Below are 13,672 nucleotides of genomic sequence, written 5' to 3'. Positions count from 1 at the left end.
ACCCATGTCCGGTCCCACGAAGACGATGACGGTGCTCACCTGCGCGGCGCTGGTGCTGACGACGGCCTACACGGTGGCGCTCGGCAGCAGCGGCTGGCTCTGGTTCGGCCTGGTGGTCCTGGTCGTGGCGACGATCGGGATGGCGGCGGCGGACAGCTCCGTACCACCGTCGCCCGGGCCCCGCCCGCCGGGCACCACGTCCTGACCGAGGGAACCCCCTACGCGCGCGGGGCCAGGACGATCCAGGTCTGGCCCGGGGCGAAGGGCAGGGGCGCTCCGGTCGGGGTGGTGAAGGTGGTGCCGGAACCGGCGGAGGGGCGGGACCAGCGGGCCTCGTGGGCGCGCCCGTCGCGCAGGACGAGGGCGGTGCCGCTGCCGATGGTCTCGCTGTACGGGGAGACCGAGCCGAAGCGGTCGTGGAAGCGGGAGGGGCGGATCGTGACGTGCTGGACGACGACCGTCTCCGGGGTGAGCGGTCCCGTGTCGGTGGCGCGGGCCTCCCGGCCGTCCATGGCCACGTGCCAGGCGCGGTCGGCGGCGGACCAGGTGAAGGCGTAGCGGGCCGCCGGGTAGCGGACGGTCGAGGTGGTGACCGGGGTGCCGCCGGGCGGGGCGGCACCGAAGCGGAAGCCGATGTCCCGGGCGTCGTCGGCCCTCGGTGCGGCGGCGAGGGCCCGGCCGGGACGCAGATAGAGGTTGTGCGGGGCGGGTCGGTCCGGTGAGCGCAGGAAGGCCCCGGGTGCGGTGCTCTCCGTGACGAGGTCGAGCGGCGCGGCCCGGAGGAGCGGGTCGAGGGCGGACTGGGCGCCGGAGTAGGCGAGGACCGGGCGGCCGTGGTCGGCGAGCAGGGCGATGTCCGATTCGCGGGCGCTGCGGACGGGGCCGGTGAGGTCGGGGAGGCGGGAGGAGTAGACGGCCAGGAGCCGGGTGACTCCGCCCTCGACCTGTTCGACGTAGACGAGGTCGGCGGCGCCGAGCCCGGTGTGGGGACGGGCCGCCGGCACGTTGTCGATCTTCACGGCCAGGACGGGGCCGGGCTTCGCGGGAAGTCCGGTGAGGGGCGAGACACCGGTGGCGGGCGCGGTCGTCGGCGTGGGGCTCGGCTGCGGTCGGCCCGGGTCGGAGCAGCCGTAGAGCCCGGCCGCCGTCAGCGCGCACAGCAGCGCGGTGAGGACGCGGCCGGGGCGCCTGGCCCCGCGCTCGTCTGTCATGTGACGCTCCCCCACCAGTGGACCACGGGCCCGTGCGGGGATACAACGGGCGTGACGGACGACGAACGGGGGTCGCGGGTGTTCTACCGGTTGATGAAGCACGTGCTGCTCGGGCCGCTCCTCAAGCTGCTGTTCCGGCCGCGGATCGAGGGGCTCGAGCACGTCCCGGAGGAGGGGGCCGCGATCGTCGCGGGCAATCACCTCTCCTTCTCCGACCACTTCCTGATGCCGGCCGTCCTGGACCGGCGGATCACCTTCCTCGCGAAGCAGGAGTACTTCACGGGCCCCGGCCTCAAGGGCAGGCTGACGGCGGCCTTCTTCCGGGCCGCCGGGCAGATCCCGGTCGACCGGTCGGGGAAGGAGGCCGGCCGGGCGGCGATCCGGGAGGGCCTAGGCGTCCTCGGCCGGGGCGAGTTGCTCGGGATCTATCCGGAGGGGACGCGTTCGCACGACGGGCGGCTCTACAAGGGCAAGGTGGGGGTGGCGGTGATGGCGCTGACCGCCGGGGTCCCGGTGGTGCCGTGCGCGATGGTGGGGACCTTCGAGATCCAGCCGCCGGGGAAGGTCGTGCCGAGGATCCGCCGGGTCACCATCCGGTTCGGGGAGCCGTTGGACTTCTCCCGGTTCGCCGGGTCCGCGGACGAGAGGACCGCGGTCCGGACGGTGACGGACGAGATCATGCACGCGATCCTGCGCCTGTCGGGTCAGGAGTACGTGGACGAGTACGCGGCGGTGGTGAAGGCCGCCGGGCCGCGTGGTGACGCACCGTCGGAATAGTTCCCGTGCGGGGAACGCCGAGGGCGGATCCGCGCACGGCGCAATCCCCTGGGCCACGGCCCCGGGCGCCCGTAGCGTCCCCTGCATGACCAAGGGAAACGCGTTCGTGCTGGGTGCGACGGGACAGGTGGGGCGGGCGGCCGTGCGGGCGCTCGTCGCGGACGGCTGGGAGGTGACGGCCGCCTCCCGGGGCGGCGCCGGGGACGAAGGGTGGCCGGACGGGGTGCGGTCGGTGCGGCTCGACCGGGACGAGGAGGGCGCGCTGGCGTCGGCGCTCGGCGGGGGCGCCGACGTCCTGGTGGACGTGGTGGCGTACGGCTCGGGACACGCCGAGCAGTTGATCGGTCTCGCCGACAGGATCGGCTCGGCGGTGGTGATCTCCAGCGGGGCGGTGTACGAGGACGAGGAGGGGCGCAGTTTCGACACCCAGGACGAGGCGGACGGCTTCCCGTGCTATCCGGTGCCGATCCCGGAGTCCCTGGCGACGGTCGCGCCGGACGACAGCACGTACGGCACGCGGAAGATCGCGCTGGAGCGGGCGCTGACGGCGGCCGGGGAGCTGCTGCCGACGACGCTGCTGCGGGCGGGCGCGATCCACGGCCCGCACTGCCGGTCGCCGCGCGAGCTGTGGTTCGTGAAGCGGGCGCTCGACGGGCGACCGGTGCGGGTGCTGGCGTACGGCGGTTCGTCGCGGTTCCATCCGGCGCACGTGGACAACCTGGCCGAACTGATCCGGCTCGCGGCGGCGGCCCCCGGCAGCCGGGTGCTGAACGCCGCGGACCCGGAGGCGCCGACGGTGGCGGAGATCGGCGCGGCGATCGACGCCGTCCTGGGCGTGGAAAGCGAGACGGTGCTGGTCGAGGGGGCGCCGCCGGAAGGGGTCGTGGGGCTCACTCCGTGGACCGCGCCGCACTCCGTCGTCTACGACATGACGGCGGCGGGGCGGGAGTTGGGGTACCGACCGGTGGTGTCGTACGCGGAGTCGCTGCCGGAGACGGTCGAGTGGCTGGCCGGGCACCTGAAGGGGCGGGAGTGGCGGGAGGCCTTCCCCGGTCTCGCGAAGTACGGGGTGGACTTCTTCGCCTACGCGGCGGAGGACGCCTGGCTGGCGTCCCGGGCATGACGGGAGGGGCGGCCGTCCGACGGCCGCCCCTCCCTTCACACCGTGCGGGGTGCTACGGCTTGGGCGTGGCGTGCGGCTCGCACGTCACGTCCCGGCTGTCCACCTTGCCGGTGAGCAGGTACGTCTCGACCCTCGGGTTGATGCACGGGTTCACCAGACCGGTGACGCCGTGCGAACCCGCGTTCTTCTCGGTGATGAGACGCGAGCCCTTGAAGCGCTTGTGCAGCTCGACCGCGCCGACGTACGGCGTCGCCGCGTCGCGCTCGGACTGGACGATGAGCACCGGCGGCAGGCCCTTGCCGGTCTTGACCTCGGTCGGCTTCTGCCGCGGGGCGGACCAGGTGGCGCACGGCAGGTTCATCCAGGCGTTCGCCCAGGTCATGAACGGGTACTGCTCGTGGAGGCGGGAGTTGTCCCGGTCCCACTTGTTCCAGTTCGTCGGCCAGGGCGAGTCGGCGCACTCGACGGCGGTGTAGACGGCGTTGCCGTTCTCCGAGGAGATGTTGCCGGCGGTGTCGGTGAGGTCCGCGGCGGCTCCGTCGATGAGCGGCTGCGGGTCACCCGCGGCGTACGCGCTCCAGGCCTCCGCGACCGGGACCCACGAGGAGTCGTAGTACGGGGCGCTCTGGAAGAAGCCGATGAGCTCGGCCGGTCCGACCTTGCCGCCCAGGGGGTTCTTCTTGGCGGCGGCGCGCAGGGTCACCCACTGCTGCTGGACCTCCGCCAGGGTGTCGCCGAGGTGGTAGGTGGCGTCGTTCTGGGCGACCCAGGTCATCCAGTCCTTGAGGCGGCCCTCGAAGGCGATGTCCTGCTCCAGGTTGGCCTGGTACCAGATGTTGCTCTTCGCCGGGTTGACCACGCTGTCGACGATCATGCGACGCACGTGGTTCGGGTACAGCGTGCCGTAGACGGCGCCCAGGTAGGTGCCGTAGGAGACGCCGATGAAGTTGAGCTTCTTCTCGCCGAGCGCGGCCCGGATGACGTCGAGGTCACGGGCGGTGTTGCGCGTCGTCATGAAGGGCAGCATGGCGCCGCTCTTCTCGGCGCAGCCCTTGGCGTACTCGGCGGCCAGCTTGCGCTGGGCGAGCTTGTCCGCCTCGCTGTCCGGGACCGGGTCGAGCTTGGGGCCCTTGACGAACTCGGTCGGGTCGACGCAGGAGATGGGCGCCGAGTGGCCGACGCCGCGCGGGTCGAAGCCCACGAAGTCGTACGCCTTGGCGGTGTTCACCCAGAGCGGGCTGTTGGTGGTGACCCGGCGCGGGAAGCGCAGGCCGGAACCGCCGGGGCCGCCCGGGTTGTAGAGCAGCGCGCCCTGGCGCTCGGCGGCGGTGCCGGTGGACACCGTGCGGTCCACGGCGAGCTTGATCTTCTTGCCGTAGGGCTTGGCGTAGTCGACCGGGACGGTGACCCAGCCGCACTGGATGGGCTTGGCGAGGCCCCAGTCGGCCGGGCAGTCCTGCCAGTCGATGCCGGTCTTGGCGGCCTGGGCGGCGGCGATGACCGCGCCGCGCGCCTCGTCGTCACGGTCGTGGCCGGTGGCGGCACCGGCCGTCGGCGCGGCGAGCGCGGTCGCCATGAGCGTGCCCGCTATCAGAGTGCCGGCGGAGCCGAGCACTGCTGTGCGTCTCAATGGTCCTCCCCCTGAAGGAGTCTGTGTGTCCGGGGGATCCTTTCGTTCCTGGGGCTCGGGATGTAAGGGCGTACACGTGTTTCTTTGCCGAACCAATAACCGGTGAGTGGTGTACCGCTGAGCGGTACGGCTTCGGGAAGGGGTCAGAACGGGGCGAGTTCGGACAAGGCCGCATCGAGGAGCCGGCGCAGCGCGAGCGCGTCCGGGGCGACGGCGGTGACGAGGGCGGCGGGGCCGGCGAGCGGGCTGACCACGGCGTTCTCCCCGTACAACCGCGCCTCCACCGGTTTCTCGGCGAACGCCGGTTCGACGACGAGGAGTTGGCCGGTGGCGCGGTGGCCACCGAGGACCGCGCCGCCGTCCCAGCCGCCGGGCGCGCCGGGGCCGAAGGCCAGCTCCTGGTCGAACAGGGGGCGGCCGGCGCGGCGGACCGTGAGGCGGGTGACGAGGGTGCCGGGCGGTTCGCCGTGGCGGCCGAGTACCTGTTCCTCCCGGAGGACGAGCCGCGCCGTGGGCGCGAGGTCGACGGTGGTGCGCATCCGCAGGTGCGAGCCGGCGGCGGAGACGAGCTGCTCGGGCAGCCAGCGGAGCTCCGCCCCGTCGCCGACGGCGATCCGCACGTCGTACGCGGCGGGGTCGGTGCTCCGGCCGGGCAGGGCGAGGGTGGCGGCGGCCGAGTCGACCAGGAGCCTGGCCCCGTCCCGTACCTCGGTCTCGATCGCGAGCCGGTCACCGCCGAGCGGGGCGCTCATCGCGCCGACGACGGTGACCCTGGCGTGCGGTCCGGCGGCCCGGGTGCGGCGCAGCGCGAGGGGGCCGTCGCTCACCAGGAGCGGCAGTCCGCCGTCGGCGTCGGCGGTGATCCGGGCGGTGGCGCGCAGGCTCACGCGGTCCACGCCGCGAGCTGCGCCCGGACCCAGTCGGCGACGGGCGCGACGCCGTTCTCGCCGCGCAGGGAGGTGAGGGCGACGGGCAGGTCGCCGCGCTGCTCCTCGGCGTCGCGGGCCATCCGCTCCAGGTCGGATCCGACGTACGGGGCGAGGTCGGTCTTGTTGATCACGAGGAGGTCGGCGGTGGTGACGCCGGGCCCGCCCTTGCGGGGGATGTCGTCGCCGCCGGCCACGTCGATGACGAAGATCTGGGCGTCGACGAGGCCCTTGGAGAAGGTGGCGGTGAGGTTGTCGCCGCCGGACTCGACGAGGACGAGGTCGAGGGGGCCGACCCCCTTTGAGGAAAACGCGGCCTCCAGGTCCTCGACGGCTTCGAGGTTGGCGGAGATGTCGTCGCGGATGGCGGTGTGCGGGCAGGCGCCGGTCTCGACGGCGGCGATCCGCTCGGGCGGCAGCACGGCCTCGCGGAGCAGGAACTCGGCGTCCTCGCGGGTGTAGATGTCGTTGGTGACGACCGCGAGGGAGAGGGTGTCGCGCAGTTCCCGGCAGAGCGCGGCGACGGTGGCGGTCTTGCCGGAGCCGACCGGTCCGCCGAGTCCGATGCGCAGGGCGCGGCGGGTGCCGTCGGGGCGGTGGGCGTCGGCGGAGACGGCCCCGTGGTGGGTGTGGTCGTGGTCGAGGTGCATGGCGGGCTCCCGGGTGTTCGAGGTGCGTGCGAGGTGGTGCTCAGGACGCGAAGAGGCGGACGGGCCAGGCCGCGTGCTGTTCGGCGGTGAGGTCGAGCAGCGGCGCGGAGGCGGCGGGCAGGGCGTCGACGACGCCCTGCCGGGCGGCTTCGGCGGCGCGCTCGGCCACCCGGTCCATCTCGGGGGTGAGGCGGGCGAGGACGGCGGTGGCCTGGTAGGGGTCGAGGCTGAGGAGGCGGACGGCCGCGGTCGCCGGGCCGCCGACCGTCTCGTACGCGACGCAGTGCGCCGCCTCCTCGGGGCCGAGCCCGGCGGCCCGCGCGGCGGTGCCGAGGACGACGGGCTGGTGGGCGCCGCGCGGGAACGCGGCTGCCAGCGCGTCGAGTTCGGGGCTCGGCCAGGTGGCGCGGGCGGCCCGCATCAGCTGGCGGCCGAGTCTGCGGGCGGTGGCGCGCAGGGCCGGTGAGGGCGTGCGGGCGTCGGCCGCCGCGTCGAGCTCGTACGGGTCGAGTCCGTGCGCGGCCGCGGCGGCGAGCGCGGCCGCGGTGAGGCCCGTGGTGTGCAGGCGGCCCCGGCAGAAGGACTCCAGGTCGGCGGCGTCCTTGATGCGGCCCGCCTTGACCGCGGCCTCGGCGCCGCCGGAGTGGGCGTGCCCGCCGGCGGGGAAGCGCCCGTCGGCGAGCACGAGCAGAGCGGAGAGTGTCATCAGAAGAGGAAGTAGCGCTGGGCCATGGGCAGTTCGGCGGCCGGTTCGGGTTCGACCACCTCGCCGTCGATGCGTACGGTGAAGGTGTCGGCGTCGACCTCGACCCGGGGCAGGGCGTCGTTCTCGCGCATGTCGGCCTTGGTCACCCGTCGGGTGGAGCCGATCGCGGTGAACTCCTTGTGCAGCCCGAGCCTCCGGGGCAGGTCGTCCTCGATCGCCGCTTGGGCGACGAAGTTGACCGAACCGGCCGCGGCGGCCCGGCCGAGCGCGCCGAACATCGGGCGGGGCAGCACGGGCTGCGGCGTGGGGATGGAGGCGTTGGCGTCGCCCATCTGCGCGTACGCGACCTGGCCGCCCTTGACGACCATCAGCGGCTTGACGCCGAAGAAGGCGGGCTCCCAGAGGACGAGGTCGGCGAGCTTGCCGGGCTCGACGGAGCCGATGAGGTGGTCCATGCCCTGGGCGACGGCCGGGTTGATCGTGTACTTGGCGACGTAACGGCGGGCGCGGTGGTTGTCGGCGCGGCCGTCGCCGGGCAGGGCGCCGCGGCGCTTCTTCATGACGTGGGCGGTCTGCCAGGTCCGCATGATCACCTCGCCGATCCGCCCCATGGCCTGGGAGTCGGACGAGATGATCGAGATGGCCCCCAGGTCGTGGAGGACGTCCTCGGCGGCGATGGTGGAGGGCCGGATGCGGGACTCGGCGAAGGCGAGGTCCTCGGGGACGGCCGGGTTGAGGTGGTGGCAGACCATCAGCATGTCGAGGTGTTCCTCGATGGTGTTGACGGTGTGCGGCCGGGTCGGGTTGGTCGAGCTGGGCAGGACGTACGGCTCGGAGACGACGGTGATGATGTCGGGGGCGTGCCCGCCGCCCGCGCCCTCGGTGTGGTACGCGTGGATCGTGCGGCCTGCGATGGCGGCGAGGGTGTCGCCGACGAAGCCCGCCTCGTTCAGGGTGTCGGTGTGGATGGCGAGCTGGGCGCCGGTCTCCTCGCACACGCCCAGACAGGCGTCGATGACGGCGGGGGTGGCGCCCCAGTCCTCGTGGATCTTGAAGCCGAGGGCGCCGCCGCGCAGCTGGGAGTGCATCGCCTCCCGGGACATGGTGTTGCCCTTGCCGAGCAGGCCGATGTTGACGGGGAAGGTGTCCAGCGCCTCGAACATCCGGGCCATGTGCCAGGGGCCGGGCGTGATCGTGGTCGCCTTGGTGCCCTCGGCCGGGCCGGTGCCGCCGCCCACGAGGGTGGTGACGCCGGTGGCGAGGGCCTGCTCGACGACGGTCGGCGAGATGAAGTGGACGTGGGTGTCGACGGCGCCCGCGGTGACGATGCGGCCGTTGCCGACGATGATCTCGGTCTCGGGGCCGATGACGAGGTCGGGGTGGACGCCGTCCATGGTGTCGGGGTTGCCGGCCTTGCCGAGGGCGGTGATCCGGCCGTCCCGGATGCCGATGTCCGCCTTGACGACGCCCCAGTGGTCGATGACGACGGCGCCGGTGACGACGGTGTCGGGGGCGCCCTCGGCGCGGGTGGTGCGGGCCTGACCCATGGATTCGCGGACGACCTTGCCGCCGCCGAAGACGGCTTCCTCGCCGGCCCGGCCCGGGCCGCCGCAGCGGTCCTCCTCGATCTCGACGAGGAGGTCGGTGTCGGCGAGGCGCACGCGGTCGCCGGTGGTGGGGCCGAACAGGTCGGCGTAGACGGCGCGGTGGAGGTCAGGCACGGTCGCCGTCCTTGTCGTGTGCGGGGGCGTCGAGGGGGCCGGCGGTCTCGCCGCGCAGGCCGGGCACGATCCTGCGGCCGGCGATCGGGACCAGTTCGACCTCGACGGGGATGCCGGGTTCGAAGCGGACGGCGGTCCCGGCGGCGATGTGCAGCCGCCGCCCCCGGGCGGCGGCGCGGTCGAAGTCGAGGCCGGGGTTGACCTCGGCGAAGTGGTAGTGGGAGCCGACCTGGACGGGCCGGTCGGCGGCGTTGAGCACGGTGAGGCGGGTGACGGGACGCCCCTCGTTGAGGGCGACGGGTCCGTCCGCGTACAGGATCTCTCCGGGGATCATCGACGGCCGCCCTCAGATGATGGGGTCGTGGACGGTGACGAGCTTGGTGCCGTCCGGGAAGGTGGCCTCGACCTGGACGTCGTGGATCATCTCCGGGATGCCGTCCATGACCTCGTCGCGGGTGAGCACCTTGCGTCCGGAGGCCATCAGCTCGGCGACCGTCCGGCCGTCCCGGGCTCCTTCCAGGATGTGGGAGGTGATCAGCGCGACGGCCTCGGGGTGGTTGAGCCGTACGCCCCGGGCCCGACGCTTCTCGGCCACATCGGCCGCCACATGGATGAGCAGGCGTTCCTGCTCGTGCGGGCTCAGTTGCACTCTTCCACCTCACAGTCGTCGACCGGATCCGATCCGGACAGCTGCGGACCCTACCGACCGTCAACACTCTGTTGAACTGCGGAGATGCGGTGCGCGGCCAGACATTGCACATTAGGGCGGAAGTTTTTCCGGCTCGTTAACCCCGACTTTGCGTTTTTATGATCATCGAGTCGATTCGGGATTCCCGGGCACGGACATCGACATCAGGCCACGCAGCCCGTCCTCCAGGACCTCCACGTCCACGTCACCGAAGAGCGCCTGTTGGGCGATGAACCCCTGGGCGGTGGCGATGAGGGTGCGGGCCACGTGGTCGGCGGGGACGTCGGCATGCAGGAGGCCGCCCTCGCGGTAGGCGGCCACCAGCCCCGTCCAGGCGGTCCGCATCCCGCCGTAGCCCTCGGAGAGGGTCGCGGCCAGCTTCTCGTTGCGCAGGGTCTCGGTCCACACCTGGATGATCAGCCGCGCGAAGGCCTGCCGGTCCGCGCCTTCGACCCGCTCCTCCAGGAAGAGCCGGAGCACCGCGCCGAGGAGGACGTCGGGAGTGGGCGGCGGCGTGGTGCGGGACGCCTCCTCGAAGGCGCTCCTGATGCCGTCGAAGGCCTCGGTCGCGATGGCCCCGATCAGCTCCTCCTTGCCGCGGAAGTAGCGGTAGACCGCTCCTGCGGACAGGCCCACCTCGGCGAGCACGTCCTGCATGGACGTGGCGTGGAAGCCGTTGCGGGCGAAGCAGCGCGCGGCGCCGTCGAGGATCTGACGGCGGCGGGCGTCGAGGTGTTCCTGGGAGACGCGTGCCATGGGCCGAACCTAAAACGAATATTCGTTCTTGACAACTTCCGAACGGCGGCGCACGCTGGGCCCACGCAAAACGAACGATCCTTCGCTTTGAATCGAGACCGCCATGCCCGCCGCTCCCGCCCCGTCGGCCACCGGACGCAGAACCCTCGCCGTACTCGTGCTGATACCGGTCGTCGCCGCCCTCGCCCTCTCGGTCTTCGCCTGGCCCGCCGCGCGCATCGCCCCTCGCGACCTGCCCGTCGGGGTGGCGGGACCCGCCGCCGCGGCCGACGCGGTCGAGCGGGGGCTCGGACGGCACGAGGGGGCCTTCGAGGTCCACCGCTACGCGGACGCCGGCGCCGCGCGGGCCGCGATCGAGGACCGCGACGTGTACGGCGCGGTGGTCGTCACCCCGAGCGGTACGGAACTCCTCACCGCCTCGGCGGCGAGCCCCGTCGTGGCCGGACTGCTGCGCGAGGCCGTGACCGCGCAGGCCCCGGCGGGGGCGCACGTCCGGGTCACGGACGTGGTCGCCGCACCGGCGGGCGACCCGCGCGGTGCCGTGCTCGGCGCGAGCCTGCTGCCCCTCGCCCTCGTCGGGGCGGCCGCGGGGGCCGCCACCGTCCTGTTCGGGCTGCGCGGGGCCCGGGCGGTCGGGACCCTGGTGGGCGCGGCGGCGTTCGCCGGGCTCGTGGTCGCGGCGCTCGCCGACAGCTGGCTCGGCGCGCTGACCGGCGACTGGTGGGCCGAGGCCGGGGTCATCGGCCTGACCGTCCTGGCCATCGGCTCGGCCTTCGCGGGGCTCGCCACCCTGCTCGGCAAGCCGGGCTTCGGGCTCGGCGCCGCCCTGACGATCCTTCTCGGCAACGCCTTCTCGGGGATGTCGAGCGCGCCGGAGCTGCTGCCCACCGGGGTGGGCGCGCTCGGCCAGTGGCTGCCGCCGGGCGCCGGGGGCTCGGCCCTCCGGTCGGTCTCCGCCTTCGACGGCGCGGCGGCGGGCCGCCCGCTGCTCGTCCTCTCCCTCTGGGCCGTGGCCGGACTGGCCGTGGTCGCGTTCGGCGCGCGGCGCAGCCGGGCGGAAGCCGTTCCCGCGCCGACGCAGGCTCCGGTGCCGGTGGGCTGAGGCCCACCGCCGAAGACGGCCGCGCACCCCCGCCGTAGCGGACGGGGGTGCGCGGCTTTTCCGTGTGCGCGGGTCAGGGGGCTCCGGGCTCGCGGTGGTGGGCGGCGATGCCGAAGCGGTGCTGTTCGCCGGGAGCGGAGTCGACCGGGTGCAGTCCGGAGAGCGAGCTGACCACCTGCTCGTCGGCCGGTTTCTCCGCCGCTTCGAGTTCTTCCAGGTCAGCGGCGGAGACCAGGGCGACGAGCGGCTTCCCGTGGCGGGTGACGACCACGCGCTCCCCTCCGTAGACGACGCGGTTGATGAGGTCGGCCAGCTCGGCCCGCGCTTGCGTCACCGGGATCTCGTAGGTCATGCTCCCCATCTTACGACCTGTACGTCCTGTACATTTTTCACAGACAGCTGGAGGTGCTCAGCCATGGACGCCCGTCATGTCCTGCCCGAGTTCACGGAGCGGACGAGCTTCGGAACCCGGACCCTCGACCCGTACGCGAAGCTCCTCGAATCCCGGATCGTCTTCCTCGGCACGGCCGTCGACGAGATCTCCGCCAACGACGTCATCGCCCAGCTCCTGCACCTCGATCACGCGGCCCCCGGCCAGGACGTCGCGCTCTACATCAACTCCCCCGGCGGCTCGATCAGCGCCATGACCGCCATCCACGACACGATGCGGACGCTCCACTGCGACGTGGGGACCACCTGCCTGGGCCAGGCGGCGTCCACCGCCGCCGTCCTGCTCGCCGCCGGCACCCCCGGCAAGCGGCACGTCCTCCCCGGCGCGCGGATCACCCTCCGGCAGCCGGCCATGGACGAACCCCTCCGGGGGCAGCCGAGCGATCTCGACATCCACGCGCGCGAGCTGCTCCGGCTGCGCGCCCTGACGGCCGGGATGCTCACCGAGTACACCGGGCAGAGCCGGGAGCGGATCGACGCCGACCTCGACCGCCCCACCGTCCTGGACGCGCCCGCGGCCGTCGCGTACGGGCTGGTGGACCACGTGGTCACGAGCCGGCGCGACGCCGGCGCGACGCGGTGAGCCGGCCGTGGTGCCCGAGCTGCCGCCGCTTCCCGCACTGACGCGGGCCGAGGGCGAGTTGATCGACGCGTACCTCGAAGTCGTCGATCTCCTGGGGAGGATCAACCCGTCCAGGGGCACGCACACCTACGGGGCGCTACGGGCGGCGCAGGCCCTGGTGGGACGCGCGGAGGCGCTGCGCGAAGCCCTGACGGTCATGCACGCGCGGGGCGAGAGCGAGGTGCACGCGGACACCCTGGCGCGCGCCCTGCGGGTGTTGGACGGCGAGCGCCGCGCCGACCGCGTCACGGTCCCCCGCGCACGGGCGAGTTGACATTCCGGCATGTCGTGTCGAGGTCCGTACGGCCGACAGGGGGCGCAGGATCGCTCCCTCGTTCGGCGTAGTCGATGAGTCGACATATGTGCGGGGTGAGTTGCACAACAGGTGTACGCATCTGGCGGAATGGGACGTTCCGTCGCTGGTGCGGGGCCCGTGGGCCAAACCTCCGGCGATCACGAAAGCTGACTGTCCACCCGAATGGATCAGTCGTGAGGAGCCTCACATATGGCCGTTTCGACTCGGATTTCACCCCGGGTGTGGGTCAAGATCCCTGTCGACGACAAGCCCCCGCCATCCGAGGCGGGGCGGTCCGGGCGGACGCCGAGTCCTGCCGCCGTCCCGGACGTCTGGTCGACAGGAGTGGATCGGCAGGAGTGGAGGACCCGAGCAGTACGGGACGTACGCGCTGTCTCCGCAGCGGGGCCGTCCCTTGGGGTGAAGCCGCAGTAGCGGCCGGGCGTCTTCGCCGGTCCGAACCCGACAGGTCATCCTTCGCAGGCGGCTGACGAAGGGTTGCGCATGACTGCGCAGATGCACGTCCCGTCCCTGCTGTCCCGGGCCGGAGCCGTCTCGGCTCTCACCCTCGCCGCCGTCGGCGGCACGATGCTCGCACCGGGTGCGGCACCCGAGGCCCAGGCGGCGACCACCTACGCGAACAAGGCACTGAGCGTCGCCGCGTCCAAGAAGGGAGCCCCCTACCGGTACGGGAGCGCCGGACCCAGCCGGTTCGACTGCTCCGGTCTGACGCTCTACGCGTACAAGAAGGCGGGCAAGTCGCTGCCCCGCACCGCGCAGCAGCAGTACAACAAGACCCGGCACGTCTCCGCGTCCAGCAGGCAGAAGGGGGACCTGGTCTTCTTCCACTCCGGCGGGAGGGTGTACCACGTGGGCATCTACGCCGGCAGCGGCAGGATCTGGCACTCGCCCAAGACGGGGTCCTGGGTGAAGCTCGACAAGATCTGGTCGTCGAAGGTCCTTTACGGCCGCGTCCGATGACGCCCGCCGGGCACTGACCCGGTCTCGGGCCCCG

17 protein-coding genes and 1 riboswitch are annotated in these 13,672 nt (G+C 73.0%); of the genes, 7 read left to right on the top strand and 10 right to left on the bottom strand.

The features are described from left to right. Positions 1–4 precede the first annotated feature (4 nt). Complete coding sequence (locus ACZ66Z_RS18060) at positions 5–205, top strand: hypothetical protein (RefSeq protein ID WP_469934988.1); 201 nt, start codon at positions 5–7, stop codon at positions 203–205. A gap of 13 nt (positions 206–218) precedes the next feature. Here the strand turns inward: ACZ66Z_RS18060 and ACZ66Z_RS18055 are convergent, their stop codons facing one another. Continuing rightward, a complete protein-coding gene (locus ACZ66Z_RS18055; RefSeq protein WP_469934986.1) occupies positions 219–1,211 on the bottom strand; it encodes a DUF3048 domain-containing protein in 993 nt (330 codons plus the stop codon). Positions 1,212–1,289: 78 nt separating this feature from the next. Here ACZ66Z_RS18055 and ACZ66Z_RS18050 point away from each other — a divergent pair, with 78 nt between their 5' ends. Further along, complete coding sequence (locus ACZ66Z_RS18050; RefSeq protein ID WP_469935264.1) at positions 1,290–1,988, top strand: lysophospholipid acyltransferase family protein; 699 nt, start codon at positions 1,290–1,292, stop codon at positions 1,986–1,988. Between the two features lie 85 nt (positions 1,989–2,073). Further along, positions 2,074–3,111 carry an NAD-dependent epimerase/dehydratase family protein gene (locus ACZ66Z_RS18045; RefSeq protein ID WP_469934984.1) on the top strand — a complete coding sequence of 346 codons (1,038 nt, stop codon included), beginning with the start codon at positions 2,074–2,076 and terminating at the stop codon, positions 3,109–3,111. 52 nt (positions 3,112–3,163) lie between these two features. Here ACZ66Z_RS18045 and ACZ66Z_RS18040 read toward each other — a convergent pair whose 3' ends face one another. The 8 genes from ACZ66Z_RS18040 to ACZ66Z_RS18005 form a co-directional block, all read right to left on the bottom strand. After that, positions 3,164–4,741 carry an alpha/beta hydrolase gene (locus ACZ66Z_RS18040; protein ID WP_469934982.1) on the bottom strand — a complete coding sequence of 526 codons (1,578 nt, stop codon included), beginning with the start codon at positions 4,739–4,741 and terminating at the stop codon, positions 3,164–3,166. A gap of 143 nt (positions 4,742–4,884) precedes the next feature. Continuing rightward, the gene (locus ACZ66Z_RS18035) at positions 4,885–5,628 is read right to left on the bottom strand and encodes an urease accessory protein UreD (RefSeq protein ID WP_469935263.1); all 744 of its coding nucleotides are present in this window, start codon (positions 5,626–5,628) and stop codon (positions 4,885–4,887) included. Continuing rightward, complete coding sequence (gene ureG, locus ACZ66Z_RS18030) at positions 5,625–6,317, bottom strand: urease accessory protein UreG (RefSeq protein ID WP_469934980.1); 693 nt, start codon at positions 6,315–6,317, stop codon at positions 5,625–5,627. The genes ACZ66Z_RS18035 and ureG overlap by 4 nt, the downstream gene beginning before the upstream one ends. Before the next feature lie 40 nt (positions 6,318–6,357). Next, complete coding sequence (locus ACZ66Z_RS18025) at positions 6,358–7,023, bottom strand: urease accessory protein UreF (protein WP_469934978.1); 666 nt, start codon at positions 7,021–7,023, stop codon at positions 6,358–6,360. Continuing rightward, entirely contained in the window at positions 7,023–8,744 is a 1,722-nt protein-coding gene (locus ACZ66Z_RS18020) for an urease subunit alpha (protein WP_469934976.1), read from the bottom strand. Before ACZ66Z_RS18020 ends, ACZ66Z_RS18025 begins: the two co-directional genes overlap by 1 nt. After that, on the bottom strand, positions 8,737–9,078 hold the full coding sequence (locus ACZ66Z_RS18015; protein ID WP_469934974.1) for an urease subunit beta: 342 nt from the start codon (positions 9,076–9,078) through the stop codon (positions 8,737–8,739). Before ACZ66Z_RS18015 ends, ACZ66Z_RS18020 begins: the two co-directional genes overlap by 8 nt. 12 nt (positions 9,079–9,090) lie before the next feature. After that, positions 9,091–9,393, bottom strand: coding sequence for an urease subunit gamma (locus tag ACZ66Z_RS18010; RefSeq protein WP_041128049.1), 303 nt, complete (start codon positions 9,391–9,393; stop codon positions 9,091–9,093). A 162-nt stretch (positions 9,394–9,555) separates the two neighbouring features. Further along, positions 9,556–10,188: a TetR/AcrR family transcriptional regulator gene (locus ACZ66Z_RS18005; RefSeq protein WP_469934972.1), complete on the bottom strand. Its 633-nt coding sequence runs from the start codon at positions 10,186–10,188 to the stop codon at positions 9,556–9,558. A gap of 103 nt (positions 10,189–10,291) precedes the next feature. Between ACZ66Z_RS18005 and ACZ66Z_RS18000 the strand changes: the two genes are divergently transcribed. Beyond that, a complete protein-coding gene (locus ACZ66Z_RS18000; protein ID WP_469934970.1) occupies positions 10,292–11,290 on the top strand; it encodes an ABC transporter permease in 999 nt (332 codons plus the stop codon). A gap of 73 nt (positions 11,291–11,363) precedes the next feature. Here ACZ66Z_RS18000 and ACZ66Z_RS17995 read toward each other — a convergent pair whose 3' ends face one another. Next, positions 11,364–11,642: a type II toxin-antitoxin system Phd/YefM family antitoxin gene (locus ACZ66Z_RS17995; RefSeq protein WP_469934968.1), complete on the bottom strand. Its 279-nt coding sequence runs from the start codon at positions 11,640–11,642 to the stop codon at positions 11,364–11,366. A gap of 63 nt (positions 11,643–11,705) precedes the next feature. Here ACZ66Z_RS17995 and ACZ66Z_RS17990 point away from each other — a divergent pair, with 63 nt between their 5' ends. From ACZ66Z_RS17990 to ACZ66Z_RS17980, 3 genes are all read left to right on the top strand, one after another. Continuing rightward, positions 11,706–12,323, top strand: coding sequence for an ATP-dependent Clp protease proteolytic subunit (locus tag ACZ66Z_RS17990; protein ID WP_469934966.1), 618 nt, complete (start codon positions 11,706–11,708; stop codon positions 12,321–12,323). A gap of 7 nt (positions 12,324–12,330) precedes the next feature. Further along, a complete protein-coding gene (locus ACZ66Z_RS17985) occupies positions 12,331–12,636 on the top strand; it encodes a hypothetical protein (RefSeq protein WP_469934964.1) in 306 nt (101 codons plus the stop codon). A 400-nt stretch (positions 12,637–13,036) separates the two neighbouring features. Continuing rightward, a riboswitch (cyclic di-AMP (ydaO/yuaA leader) is annotated at positions 13,037–13,158 on the top strand. 3 nt (positions 13,159–13,161) lie between these two features. Further along, positions 13,162–13,638 carry a C40 family peptidase gene (locus tag ACZ66Z_RS17980; protein WP_469934962.1) on the top strand — a complete coding sequence of 159 codons (477 nt, stop codon included), beginning with the start codon at positions 13,162–13,164 and terminating at the stop codon, positions 13,636–13,638. Positions 13,639–13,672: the final 34 nt, after the last annotated feature.

It is taken from the genome of Streptomyces sp. NPDC107498, from assembly GCF_055582805.1.
The sequence above is the reverse complement of the archived record's forward strand: the minus strand, read 5'-3'. Positions and strand labels throughout refer to the sequence as shown.